Annotated in this window: 10 protein-coding genes; 6 read left to right on the top strand and 4 right to left on the bottom strand. The window is 54.3% G+C overall.

All coding sequences use genetic code 11. The annotated features are described in order from the left end of the window. The first annotated feature begins 881 nt into the window (after positions 1–881). The 6 genes from ABD971_RS05080 (at position 882) to ABD971_RS05055 (ending at position 8,574) form a co-directional block, all read left to right on the top strand. A complete protein-coding gene (locus ABD971_RS05080; protein WP_345320040.1) occupies positions 882–1,439 on the top strand; it encodes a four helix bundle protein in 558 nt (185 codons plus the stop codon). Next, a complete protein-coding gene (locus tag ABD971_RS05075) occupies positions 1,432–5,064 on the top strand; it encodes an efflux RND transporter permease subunit (RefSeq protein ID WP_345320038.1) in 3,633 nt (1,210 codons plus the stop codon). The genes ABD971_RS05080 and ABD971_RS05075 overlap by 8 nt, the downstream gene beginning before the upstream one ends. Before the next feature lie 143 nt (positions 5,065–5,207). Beyond that, positions 5,208–6,392 carry a hypothetical protein gene (locus tag ABD971_RS05070; RefSeq protein ID WP_345320036.1) on the top strand — a complete coding sequence of 395 codons (1,185 nt, stop codon included), beginning with the start codon at positions 5,208–5,210 and terminating at the stop codon, positions 6,390–6,392. A gap of 289 nt (positions 6,393–6,681) precedes the next feature. Beyond that, on the top strand, positions 6,682–7,275 hold the full coding sequence (locus ABD971_RS05065) for a GNAT family N-acetyltransferase (protein ID WP_345320034.1): 594 nt from the start codon (positions 6,682–6,684) through the stop codon (positions 7,273–7,275). Between the two features lie 131 nt (positions 7,276–7,406). Then, positions 7,407–7,835 carry a MerR family transcriptional regulator gene (locus ABD971_RS05060; protein ID WP_339938922.1) on the top strand — a complete coding sequence of 143 codons (429 nt, stop codon included), beginning with the start codon at positions 7,407–7,409 and terminating at the stop codon, positions 7,833–7,835. Between the two features lie 4 nt (positions 7,836–7,839). Next, positions 7,840–8,574 carry a heavy-metal-associated domain-containing protein gene (locus ABD971_RS05055; protein ID WP_345320032.1) on the top strand — a complete coding sequence of 245 codons (735 nt, stop codon included), beginning with the start codon at positions 7,840–7,842 and terminating at the stop codon, positions 8,572–8,574. A 270-nt stretch (positions 8,575–8,844) separates the two neighbouring features. Here the strand turns inward: ABD971_RS05055 and ABD971_RS05050 are convergent, their stop codons facing one another. The 4 genes from ABD971_RS05050 to ABD971_RS05035 form a co-directional block, all read right to left on the bottom strand. Next, a complete protein-coding gene (locus ABD971_RS05050; RefSeq protein WP_345320030.1) occupies positions 8,845–9,876 on the bottom strand; it encodes a potassium channel family protein in 1,032 nt (343 codons plus the stop codon). Between the two features lies 1 nt (position 9,877). After that, on the bottom strand, positions 9,878–10,165 hold the full coding sequence (locus tag ABD971_RS05045) for a metal-sensitive transcriptional regulator (protein ID WP_339938917.1): 288 nt from the start codon (positions 10,163–10,165) through the stop codon (positions 9,878–9,880). 105 nt (positions 10,166–10,270) lie between these two features. Next, complete coding sequence (locus ABD971_RS05040) at positions 10,271–11,800, bottom strand: copper oxidase (RefSeq protein WP_345320026.1); 1,530 nt, start codon at positions 11,798–11,800, stop codon at positions 10,271–10,273. A gap of 193 nt (positions 11,801–11,993) precedes the next feature. Then, positions 11,994–12,983: TolC family protein (locus tag ABD971_RS05035; protein WP_345320024.1), on the bottom strand; the 990-nt coding region annotated here is incomplete at its 5' end.

Below are 12,983 nucleotides of genomic sequence, written 5' to 3'. Positions count from 1 at the left end.
TCACATGTGGTGATTGCTGCTTTAACTCGGCCGACTCCGAAGAGACGACTTCACTGACTGCAGCAATCACGTTGCACAGAATCCTATAAGAATACATTCTTGCCAACGCTTTTAATTGCGACCCGCACAGCAAAACTGCGTGAGTCGAATCGAGGCGTTGGCAACGCTTCTCAGAACTTGTTTTCACTTCTCTCGCTTTTGAAACAGAGCCTCCCGAGACCGAGTCTCGAGCTGAACTGCTCTACTTGCGAGTGTAGTGCTCTTTCAGATGCCAACTACCAAACAACCAAATTGTCAAATATCAGTTCTCAGTCGCTGGTTTTACCCGGAACGTCTGAGCTTTGCAACCGCCGATTTCTACTGCTTCACTCCCTTGCGTTGAAGAGTGTGACGCGTGTCACTCGGTCAGTGAGGGGCGAAGAATATAGGGCTCCCGCTCTGCCGTCAACAACACAAAGGGTTCTATTTCCGAAAAAGTTAAAATGAATCTCTCGAAGACCTCACAAAGACACCGCTTTGCAGTCGCCGGGGGTGTTGCCTGCTGCCCATAAAGTGCGTGAATTGCCGTGGGATATGCGTCTCGTGTCTCCCGCCTCCTACGCGGATGCCGGCAGTCGATGGTATCTGGATTTCTTTTTGCGTTCGCAAGGACACTACCGTAAAAGAGCCTCTGGCGGTCGTGCGTGCGGAGATAAAGGAGGGGGAGGTGCCGATTTCCGAAGCATCGAGAGTGGGAGAGTGGGAGAGTGGGAGAGTGGGAGAGTGGGAGAGTGGGAGAGTGGGAGAGTGGGAGAGTGGGAGAGTGGGAGAGTGGGAGAGTGGGAGAGTGGGAGAGTGGGAGAGTGGGAGAGTGGTTGAAAACTTAGAAACAGGAGATCGAAATGAGTGATCGTATTTATAGCCATCGCGATTTGATTGTGTATCAAAAGTCGTTCGCAGCAGGGCGGCGAATTTTTGAATTGTCACAATCGTTTCCGCGTGAGGAAATGTATTCACTCACCGATCAATTGAGGCGATCTGCACGAAGCGTCAGCGCAAACATTGCGGAAGCATGGCGGAAACGACGCTACGAGAATCACTTCTGTAGCACGCTCAACATTTCAGAGGCCGAAGCGGCTGAAACGCAGGTGTGGCTCGAGTACGCCGCGGTCCATGGCTATCTCGATCAAAAAACTGCCGACGATGCGACCGAGTTCTATGAGGAAATCTTGAGGATGATCGTTGCAATGATCGTTGCGCCGGACAAATGGTGCATTGCCAAGGCAGACAAGCAGCGTGGCAGAAAAATTGACAAGGAGAGAGGGAAACGAGGCGTGAAGGAGGAGGAAGCAGTGTATTTGAGTGACGAATTTCCTCTGATCGACCAATCCGACCTGCTCTCCCTCTCTCCCCCTCCCCGTGTCTCCCCCTCTGAGACGCCGGAGGCGGAAAATGCTTAACCTGTTGATTCGCTTCTGTGTTCGTGAACCTTGGCTTGTCGTCTTGATGACGATCGGCTTGTCGGTCGGCGGTTGGTTTGCTTACCAAGCCGTTCCGATTGATGCGATCCCGAACGTGGGTGAGAACCAAGTCATCGTGTTGACGCCGTGGCCCGGGCGGTCACCCAAAGACATCGAAGACCAAGTCACGTATCCGCTCAGCGTCTCGCTACTGGCGGTGCCAGGGGCCGAATCGGTACGCGGCAAAAGCATGTTCGGATACAGCTTTGTGCAAGTCACGTTCAAAGACGAGATCGATTTCTACTGGGCACGCAGCCGTGTTGCCGAACAACTCGGCAGCGCCGCTTCGCAATTGCCTGACGGTGTGGTTCCGCAGCTTGGACCGGATGCGACGGGGCTTGGACAGATTTACTACTACGTGCTTCAGCCGCCTGCGGACGGGATGAGTTTGGCGGAGCTTCGCAGTCTGCAAGACTTCGTTGTGAAATTTGAATTGCAAGCGGTCGAAGGGGTCAGCGAGGTCGCGTCGATCGGCGGTTACGTTCGCCAGTACCAAGTCGAAGTGGATCCCGACAAACTTCGTTTCCACAACGTCACGTTGGACGCCGTTGCAATGGCGATCAAAGGATCGAACTTGGACGTCGGCGCGAAAACGGTCGAGACCACGGGGATGGAATTCATCGTGCGTGGCAAAGGATTCTTGGGCAGCAACGGCGACAAAAACCAAGCGGTCGTCGATTTGGAACAGACCGTGATTCTGCAGCGAGACGGCGTGCCAGTCCACTTGCGAGACGTCGCACGCGTCCAGCTGGGGCCTGATTTCCGCCGCGGTGCCCTGGACTACAACGGCGCCGAAGCGGTCGGTGGCGTGGTGGTGATGCGGTATGGCGAGAATCCACGCGCGGTGCTGGATCGCATCAAAGACAAAATCGCGACGATCCAGCCGGCACTGGGTGGCGTCACGATCCAGGGCGTCTATGACCGCAGCAACCTGATCGACGAGACGATGGCCACGCTCACGCATGCACTTCGCGACGAGATCCTGATCACCGCCGTCATCATTCTGCTGTTCCTATTGCACGTTCGCAGCAGTTTCGTGGTGGCGATCAGTTTGCCCGCAGCGGTGTTGATGTCGTTTATCGCGATGCACGTCGTGGGAGTCGAAGCCAATATCATGTCGCTCGCCGGGATCGCGATCGCGATCGGAACGATGGTCGATATGGGAATCATCGTCTCCGAGAATATTTATCAGCATCTAGCGGAATGGGAAAAGGCTAGAGAAGGAGACAAGGAGACAAGGAGAGGGGGAGACACGGAGAGTGGGAGACACGGAGAAAGTACGAGATGGCGGGACAACGAGTCAGCATCCTCTACTCCCTCTCTTCCTTCCCGGGCAGCGGTCATCTACACGGCGACGATCGAGGTTGCTCCGGCTGTGGTGACGGCGGTGGCGACGACGATCGTCAGCTTTCTGCCTGTCTTCTTTTTGACCGGACGCGACTACAAACTTTTCTCGCCACTGGCGTATACCAAAACGTTTGCGATCGCGGCCGCGATGGTTACCGCGGTAACGATTGTCCCCGCACTAAGCCGCTTGCTGCTTCGCAGTGCGAACTATCAAAAGCGAACCGCGCTGATCGCCGGGATCGCCTTGGCGGTTCTGCTATCGATGGCGGCTCAATTTCTATGGGGAAATCGTATTGCCGAGTGGTTGGCAATTCCGCTCTGGACCGTATCCGCCGCGACCGGCGTGTTGGGGTTTGTGCTGGGGTGGCAATTGTTGCGTGAACGGATTCGTCCGATCGAAGAAATTCCGTCGAGCCGATTTGTACGCTGGATCTATGCCGCCCGCTTGCGTTACGCGCTGAACAACAAGGTGGTCGCATTGTCGTTCCCTGCGGTCTTGTTGGTGTTGGGCGTTGGCGCCTATATCGGCATGCCCACGGTGATGCGACCGGTCGAACGCGTCGCCAGTTGGTTCGGCGCCGATCTGAATGAGTTTCCCGGTTACGTCGATGCAAAACATATCTTCACGGGACTCCGCAGCGATGATTGGATCGCACTGGACGAGGGCAGTTGGTTCTACATGCCGACGCTGTATCCTGCGGCAAGTTTTTCGCAGGCGATGCAGGTGTTGCAGACGCAAGACGTCCTGATCGGCCAAATTCCCGAGGTCAAAGATGTACTGGGCAAGATCGGACGCGTTGAATCAGCACTCGATCCCGCCCCCGCCGCAATGGTGGAAACCTATGTGATGTTGAAACCCGAGAGCGAGTGGCGCGATGGTGTGACGGCGCGTGACGTTTGGGACGAAATCAATCGTGTCGCCACCTTGCCTGGGGTGACACCGGCGTCGGCGCTGCAACCGATCGAAGGCCGAGTGGTGATGCTGCAAAGCGGGATCAAGGCGCCGATGGCGATTCGCGTGTATGGCGATGATTTACAAACGCTCGCCGATGCGGCGATGGCCGTCGCCGCAACGCTAAAACAATCTCCGTATATCAATGCAGGAACGGTGAACCCCGACATCGTGTTGGGAAAACCATATGTCGAATTTTCAGTCAATCGCGAAGCGGCGTCGCGATATGGGATGAGTGCCGCGAAGGTCAACGAAGTCATCGAAACCGCACTGGGCGGCATGAATTTGATCAAAACGGTCGAAGGCCGCGAGCGTTATCCCGTCCGTCTACGGTATGACCGGGACTTGCGAGAACACATCGATCAACTGAGTCGATTGCCGGTCGTGACCGACAGCGGTGCGGTGGTTCCGCTTGAGGAATTGGCAACACTGGAAACGACTTGGGGGCCGGGTGCGATCAATAGCGAGAACGCTCGCTTGGTAGCCCACGTCGCGTTCATGACCAACGGTGCGGCGGGTGATTTGGAATCGGTGTCGGCGATTGAAAAACAATTACTCCAAGCTCAGACACTGCCCTCGAAACATCCGAATCATTTGTCGCTTCCGCCTGGCTATTCGCTCGAAGCGGTCGGCAGTTTTCGCAACCAAATCGAAGCGAACCAGCGTTTGATGTGGATCATTCCGCTGGTGATTCTGATCAACCTGCTGCTGATTTACATCGAGTTCCGTAACCTGCCGATCGCGATGGCGGTCTTTACCGGGATTCCTGTCGCGTTCGCTGGCGGAATGGTCTTAGTCGGATGGATGCAAGTCGAATTGAATACCGCGGTTTGGGTCGGGTTCATCGCGCTGTTTGGTTTAGCGGTGGACGATGGCGTCGTGATGGCGACTTACATTCATCAATTGCTACAGAAACGCAAAATTAATTCGGTCCAGGACATTCGTAACACCGTTTACGAAGCCGGTTTGAAACGGATTCGGCCTTGCATGATGACCACCGTCACCACGTTGGCAGCGCTCATCCCGGTACTGATCGCGACCGGCCGCGGCGCCGATGTCGCTCGTGCGATGGCGATTCCCGTGTTCGGTGGGATGTTAGCCGAACCGTTCACCTCGTTCATCGTGCCGACGCTGTACAGCGGCTATTTGGAAATGAAGATGCGATTGGGTTTTGCAGACCCATTGTGGCATCGCAGCGACGAGAACGTCAACGATTCCGCCCCCATTGATCCGTCGAAAGCGTTCGAGGGGAGTATTTCTCAATGAATCAAATCACACGTATCTACTTCAGAAAAAAAATCACCTTCCTCGTGAAGGATTCTCGTGATCACGCATCCAATCGGTGACGGACACCATTGGAATGGAAACCCTGTCGAAAGATTCCCCCCATTTTAAGAGAGAGAACAAGGATGAAACGCGATTTGCATTTAGCACTGACCATGGTTGCTGTTGCCTTTGCAACGGCAGCGTTGTCGGTCAACGCTCAAGACCTTGAAAACCATGCTGCTGATGAACATGCCGCCCACGGTTCGTCCGGCGTCGCGACCGCCGAGCACCCGGTCCAAGGGCCTCACGGAGGGTCGCTGCGACAAACGGGTGAGATTCAACTCGAGACGGTGGTCTCGCAGGGTGGCATCCAAATGTTCGTGTACGACCGATCCGGATCGGCGGTTGCGATGGAGCAAGGCCGTGGTGCGGCGTCACTTCACGTCGAAGGAAACGCAAAACGCTATCGCTACGATCTGCTTCCCGATGGCAAAGGTGGTTTGGCGGCGGCAGTCAACTTGTCAGCAATCGCAGGACGACAAATCGAGATCGATGTTCAATTGGTGGGCGTGCCATCGACCAGCGGCCAAGCGGTTGTCTTTAAAGAAGTGGCGACGGTCCCGGCCAGCGAAACTCAGCTTGCCGCTGCCGCGATTGCGCGGCAAAAGATTTGTCCTGTTTCTGGCAAACCGCTGGGTAGCATGGGCGATCCCATCGCCATCGATGTCAACGGTCAAAAAGTCTATGTCTGTTGTGCCGGATGCGTGAACGCAGTGAAATCGAATCCCGCGAAATACGCAGCCGGACGACCGGAAATTACCGTCACCAGTGCCACTGCCGCCGACGCCGCCTTGGTCGCCAAACAAGCCAAATGTCCGGTCATGGACGAGCCGCTCGGCAGCATGGGACAGCCGGTCAAAGTGACGATCGGGGACAAACCGATCTTTTTATGTTGCAAAGGATGTGTCAAAAAGATCAAAGCGGAACCCGCCAAATATTTGGCCATGGTTTATGGCGATGCGTTGTCGACTAAGGAATCGGCGAGTGCCGCCAAACATGCTGCAGGAAGCGTTCCGGCCCAAGGAGAACAGGTGCGTGAAGGCGTGTTCAAAGTCAGCCAAGCCGATGCACCTTACATCGCCGCACAAAAACAGTGTCCCGTGATGGACGAACCGCTCGATGCAATGGGCGGCCCATTCAAGGTCAATGCGGCTGGCAAAGCGATCTACATCTGCTGCCCAGGCTGCGCAAAAAAGATCGCCGCGGATCCAGCCAAATATCTGACGATTCTGAAGTCACAAGGAGTCGAAGCACCCGCACTGCGTTAATCACGTCGGGAATAAGAGCGGCGGAGGTCAAGGTCAATCAAACTCTCCTTGTCTCCCAACTCCTTGTCTGATCACGCGGGGGTGGTGTCCGTTGGATTCGTGACCCAGGTCATGATGACACGCACGCCGCCCCTGCCTTTTTAGTTTTTCGACTGAAATGGTTTGCGTTTTCTCACCGCAGTGTCACTGGAAGATCGCTGCGAAATGATCCATTGTATCGAGCACGCTTTTGCCTCTTCTGACACGACTACGCTATCTGCCTTATCGAATCACAAGGCGGATTTTGACGTTGAATATTTCTTGTTTTCTCGAAGCTCGGATTGAGTCAATTCAATCCGAGCCGCTGCCTGCAGATTACCAATTCGAATGGTTGACGGTTGCTCGTTTGACCGAGCTTCGTGAAAACCCAGAGAATTCAATAAGTGATACCTGGAATTCGTTGCTTGAAATACATCAAGCAGAATGTCTCGTCGTTCTAGCCGATGAAGTCGTCGTGGGGTTGGCCGGGGTGAAGACCGGGATGGTTTCGGGCGAACTGAACCATGATGGTGATTTGCGAACCAAGTTACCCATCGAGTTACCGGCGGACATGGCCTATTTGTTCGGGGTGCATGTAGTACCACGGTATCGTGGCAAGCGACTTTATGCGGCGATGGTGTCACTGATTGCCGAGCGGATGTCGGATCGCGGGGGCAAACGTCTGTTGTTGACAACGGAATGCAGTAATTTTCGAGCTTTGAAGAGTGTGCGGCGGATGGGCTTTACGCAGGTTGGACATACCGTGCTGATTCGAGCCGGACGGATTTGCTGGGCTAATTATCCAAATGAAAATCAAATCGGCGATATCCGAGTAGGACGTTATGCCGGTGACGTTTCTGGATGACACAGGTTGCAGTACAGCCATGCTTGCCATTAACGCGATCGCCACCTTGCTATTTCCTATCGAGTCAATCGAATTAGACTTGACTCTGTACTATTGTACGGAGTCGATAATGGGTAGTGGAGGAAGATGAGATGGCGGGCTTTACGATCGGAAAAGTGGCAAAGGCGTCCGGCGTAGGAGTCGAGACGATTCGCTTTTATCAGCGCAGCGGTTTGATCAACGAACCGACGCCGATCAGGACATCCTTTCGTGAATATCCTAAGGCGACCGTGGATCGTATCCGGTTTATCAAGCGAGCTCAGAATCTTGGATTCACGCTTGCCGAGATTCAGGAATTGCTTGGATTGTCCGAGCAGCCCGGAGCGTCACGGCGCGAAGTAAAAACGCTGGCGGAAGCCAAGTTGGTGTCGATCCAACAGAAAATTGCGGATCTTAAACAGATGGAAGTCACGCTCTCTCAACTTGTTCACGATTGCTCGGGGCGGGGAAAGGTCCCTGGTTGTCCCATCATTGAAGCAATCGTTGGTGAAACAAACACCTGTAAGCACAACGGAACTTAAAATCATGAATACAACGTTTTCGACCTCGATGACTTGCGGCGGATGCCTCAGCAAAGTCACTCCGTTTTTGGACAACGAACCAAGTGTCCGGCAATGGAAACCGGACTTGAGTGATCCCAGAAAACTGATTCACGTCGAACTCGCTCCCGATGGCCGACCCGAGCACATTGTCAACCTGATCGGGCAAGCAGGCTTCACGGCATCGGTCATTCCGCATGAACCGGAAACCGTATCGATCGCCGCGCCGGCAGCAAAACCTGCGTTTAGCTTGGCGACGTACAAGCCGTTGTTCCTTGTCGTTAGCTATGTGATTGGTGCCACGGTGCTGGTTGAATCGGTTCATGCAAACTGGCAGTGGACCCGTGCGATGAGTTACTTTATGGGCTTCTTCTTTTTGGGGTTTGCGTTTTTCAAACTGCTGAACATCTCAAAATTTGCCGACGCCTTTTCAACCTACGATATCATCGCCCGCCGATCACGTCCTTATGCGCTCGCGTACCCGTGGATCGAAGTGACTCTGGGGTTGTTGTTTGTCACCGGGACTCAGTTGATGGTGGCGAACGTCGTAACCGCGGTGGTGATGAGCATCGGGTTGGTGGGAGTGATTGCGGCGGTTAGGAAGAAGCAAGCGATTCAGTGTGCTTGCTTGGGAACCGCATTTAATTTGCCGATGTCGGTGGTCACGATCATCGAGAACAGTGTGATGATCGCAATGGCACTAGCTATGTTGGCGATGTAAGGCACTGTTCGGAGACAACTTTGCCATTCGAATTTGGTTACAAATCACGCAGGTGAAGTGTTTTCTGTAGTGGACGAGGCTACGAATCTCGTCGTGCCACCCAGTCGCTGGGACTCGTTGCCTCGTCCACTACCTTCAAAGCTGGCGGTCGACCTGCGCCCATTTCGGTAAAGCTCTAGCGGGACGGCCCAAACGCCACCGGAGGGCAGATGTCATTCGGGAAACATTTTGAAATGGTAAACTCCTTTCAAAATGTTTGCTAAGTGGCAGCTAATCCCCAGATCCGATTTCGAGCGAACGTAGGTCGTGAAACCACTCCTTGCATATCTCGGTATACGCCGCGATGAATTTGGTTGGATCCGAGGGACGTGCATCGGGCGATTCGGATTGTAATTGCTCACACAAACGTTCGGCGATCGATGTGTCGAGCTCGTGATCCGATGTGGGATGGGCAATGAAGTGTTCGTGGGTATCGTCAAGCATCTGCCGGCTTGCGTGCCACAGACGCGATTCAGGTTCGGAGATCGATGATGCATTGGGACCTCCGGCTTCGCGCAATGCCGTTAGCAGCGAGGCGACTTCCAAACAAAACCGCAACATCCGGCTCATCGCGTACCGCGGTTCATTGAAACGGAAGTAATGCAACACCGAATAGAAATGATGCGACTCGAGTAGCTCGGCCATATTCGATGCGAGCGTGTAAAGATCTTGATGGATCAGTGACGGATCGTCACCGACCAAATAGGGCTTCAAATAAACCAAGCAGTCGCCGGTTCGCTGTGTCCGATAATCGATCTCACAGGCGAATTGATTGCGCCGAGCAAGCCTGGAATAAATTGAAATGACGTAGGCCAAGACAAGCGTGAAGTAGCTGAACCCGAGTCCCGCGGTGGTGATCGTCAACATTCGCATGGCGACGTTTTCGGGCACCAAGTCACCGGTACCCAATGTGGTGATGGTAAACCCCGCGTAGTAGATTGCGGTGCTAAACGATGAATCGATGGGCTTGTTGCCACTTGGCACGATGCCGTCGCCCAGCTGAGGCCAAACGATCAGACTGACACCGATCAATAGCAAGGTGGCCCAGCACAGCACCTGGATGGTGATCAGCACGGGGCCGGTAAAGACAACCCAGCGACTGTGTTTAATCGCCGATGAGTCCACGACGCGATGAAACCCGCGGTTAATGACGGTCGTGACTGGACCCACCACCGCCCTGGGGTGCAGGACCGCCATAAACGTTTCCCACACTCCTAGCAGTGTCAGCAGAAAGCCGACGATGGTGCAGCCCCAGAATGTCACGTCAATCGATAACCCCTGCGTATTTGCGGAATAGCTTGATCAGTTCTTCCAGTTTCTCGTCGCGATCGTGGGCGTCGCCGTTTTCGATCGCTTCGGTGACACATCTCTTCAAATGTTGCTCGAGTACGATTTGTCCCACTTTGCCTAACGCTCCAGTCGCGGCAGATAACTGCATCAAAATATCGACGCAATACTGATCTTCATCGATCATCCGCTGGACCGCTTCGACTTGTCCCACGACACGCCGCAGGCGGTTGGCTAACTTCTTCTTTTCTTCGTCATCAAGCATGGCAAATCAGAGTCTTACGCACGAAGCGAAGCAGGGACAATTTGTTTGGGTAAAAAGCTCATTGTACTCAGCCAAACTCAATTCGGCAGTGGACACGATGGCAATCTACATCTCCATGCCGTGCATCCCCTTTTTGGGCCCAGATTGGTAGGTCGATGGGTCGCCGAAACGTCGCACAATTTCTTCGAAGATACTTCCTTTGGGGATGTCTTCGTCCGTCTCCATCACTTTGTGATACAGATCCTCGGGTAACACCCGCAGGGCGGTCATCAAGCCCATGATCGACATGGGCCACATCGCACGCATCCCCTGGACTTCGCGACGACTCCAGATCGTGTCCATCATCGCATCGGACATATTCATGCTTTTCATTTCTTGCGGGTACCCCGGCGTGTCAAACCCAGGATCATCCCGTGTCGCATCCACACGGGGGCGGTTGGAATAGTTCGCTAAATAGCGGTCGACCGAAACGCCTTTGCGAATCCGGGGGCCAACTTGCCGAGTCATGTGATTCATCATGTGGTGAACCATATGACAATGGAACATCCAGTCGCCTGGGTTGTTGGCGATGAACTCGAAATTCGATGCTTGGGCAATCCCCACCAACTCGGTGTTTCGAGGGATCCAGGCTGATTTGGGAATCCGCGCCCCTTCGTGTCCCGTCACCCAAAACGTATGCCCATGCAGATGGATCGGATGATGTTGCATCGGAGAAAAGTCGAGCAAGCGAATTCGAACTCGTTCGCCATGTTTGACCACCAGCGGTGTGGTGTAGGGACCGCTGCGGCCATTGATCGTATGCCAATTCCAATCCATCCGCCAACTGTCGGCAATGGTTTGAGTCGGCTCGATAAAGAAGTTTTGGAAGATCAAGCCAAAGTCCCGATCCACTGGCGGATCGAACACTTTGCGAGGATGCACGATAAACCAACCAACGCTGCCAAACGCTTCTTGCATGGGGACGTGGGCATGATAAAAGAACGTGCCCTCTTCGTGCACATCAAATTCATACACAAACGACTTGCCCGGTTCGATCGGATTCTGAGTCAACGTTTCGCTGCCATCGTACTGGACCGGCAGCTCAAAGCCGTGCCAGTGCGTCGTCGTGGCTTCGGGCAGTTCGTTGGTTACCACGATCCGCACCCGATCACCCTGATTCACTTCGATCGTGGGTCCTGGCATGCTGCCGTTGTAGCCGTAGACATTCATCTTGTAGCCCGGCAAAAACTCTCGCTCGACCGCCATCGGCACCAAGTGGAATTCTTTTGCACCCCGCACCATTTTCCAGGGCAATTTGGTCAGGTCGGGAGCTTCGAAGGGAGCCGGACCGGCTGCGGCACTACGGAACCCAGGCATCAATTTGCCTAGGTAATAATCCGAATCGGGATCATTGCCGCGACTGGGTTTGAAGCGAGAGAAACCGTCCATTTCCGCTTTGACATCCGAGTCCGCAGGAACTTTGGGCTGTGGCTTATCGGAATGCCCAGCATGCCCAGCATGCTCGTCGGACATCGGCATCGGCATGTCTTTCATGTCCATCGGCTGTTGGGCACTGGCCGCACCCGCCAACAGTCCACCCGCTGCCGCGAGGGATCCGACTTTCAAGAATTGGCGACGAGCTTCGTGGTTCGACATGGGTTAAATCTCTGGGTTGCAAAATAAAACTTCGTCGATTCCCTTCGTCCACTTTCCTGTCTCTTCTCTCCTCACTCCTCACTCTTCAATCTTCACTCTTCACTCTTCACTCTTCACTCTTCACTCTTCACTCTTCACTCTTCACTCTTCAATCTTCAATCTTCAATCTTCAATCTTCAATCTTCAATCTGCACTACCGCGGCTTCGGAGTCGCATCGATATGGCCTGGAGGTGTCGGTCTTTGGGCTGCTTGTAAGCCGCCCTCGAGCATGAATCCACGAACCAGCACCTCGTTTTGACGGACCATCTCGAGTTGTTGGATCTGCGTCAGCCGTGCATCGAACAAGTCATGCTGAGCCGACAAGACATCGGGCCAATCGACGCGGTTGTCCTTGTAGCTTTCCAGCAGTTCTTCGTATGCCATACGTGCTTCGGGGATGATCACGCGATCGTATTCGGTAGCGATCTGAAGCGACGTTAGATATTGTTGATACGTGCTTGCCAAACGCCGCTGCAGATCGAGTTCGATGCGGCGGATCTCTTCCTGTTGACGCATCAGATCCGCTTGCGCCTGGCGAATCGTGCCTTGGTTGCGGTCAAACACTGGCAGTTCAATCGATACCCCTGCGACAGCCACGGTTTCTTTGGCGTCGAAGTTGTAACCCGATCCACCGCGAGCCACGATATCGGGGACCCACTCGACTCGTTCACGTTGCAGCGTGACTCGGTCGCCCGAAAGTTTTGCACGAGCCGCCATCAATTCAGGGCTTTCGGTAAGCAGGGTCGATAGGGCTTGCTGGTACGAGATCGGCTCCGTTTCGGGCATCAGCGATCCGGCAACGGGCGCGACGGCGAAGTCGACGCCGACGAGCGAAACCAATTGACGAAACTGATCGCGATAATGATTTTCGGCGGTCAGAACATCCAACCGAGCACGCTGCAGCGTGATATTCGATCGCCGAACCTCGGGACGGGTGGCTTGGCCTTGGATGTATAGTTCGCGAGCCGTCACTGCACCGTCTTCGGCGGTTTTCAATAGCTCATGACGCAGCTGCAGCACTTGGTGTGCTGCGAGTGTGCGATAGAAATGAACTCGCACATCGTTGCAAACACGAAACTGCTGAGCGATGGCGAGATGTTCAGTAACGTGTGCCCGTCGCATGTACTTTTCACGACTCAGCCG

Origin of the sequence: Novipirellula rosea (assembly GCF_039541335.1) — a bacterium.
In the GTDB taxonomy this organism is placed as follows: domain Bacteria; phylum Planctomycetota; class Planctomycetia; order Pirellulales; family Pirellulaceae; genus Novipirellula; species Novipirellula rosea.
This window is presented reverse-complemented; position numbering and strand designations above follow the sequence as displayed.

Excerpts from the sequence above, each read along its gene's own strand:
- ABD971_RS05055 (WP_345320032.1), top strand. The coding sequence starts at position 7,840 with ATGAATACAACGTTTTCGACCTCGATGACTTGCGGCGGATGCCTCAGC.
- ABD971_RS05060 (WP_339938922.1), top strand. The coding sequence starts at position 7,407 with ATGGCGGGCTTTACGATCGGAAAAGTGGCAAAGGCGTCCGGCGTAGGA.
- ABD971_RS05040 (WP_345320026.1), bottom strand. The coding sequence starts at position 11,800 with ATGTCGAACCACGAAGCTCGTCGCCAATTCTTGAAAGTCGGATCCCTC.
- ABD971_RS05070 (WP_345320036.1), top strand. The coding sequence starts at position 5,208 with ATGAAACGCGATTTGCATTTAGCACTGACCATGGTTGCTGTTGCCTTT.
- ABD971_RS05045 (WP_339938917.1), bottom strand. The coding sequence starts at position 10,165 with ATGCTTGATGACGAAGAAAAGAAGAAGTTAGCCAACCGCCTGCGGCGT.
- ABD971_RS05080 (WP_345320040.1), top strand. The coding sequence starts at position 882 with ATGAGTGATCGTATTTATAGCCATCGCGATTTGATTGTGTATCAAAAG.
- ABD971_RS05075 (WP_345320038.1), top strand. The coding sequence starts at position 1,432 with ATGCTTAACCTGTTGATTCGCTTCTGTGTTCGTGAACCTTGGCTTGTC.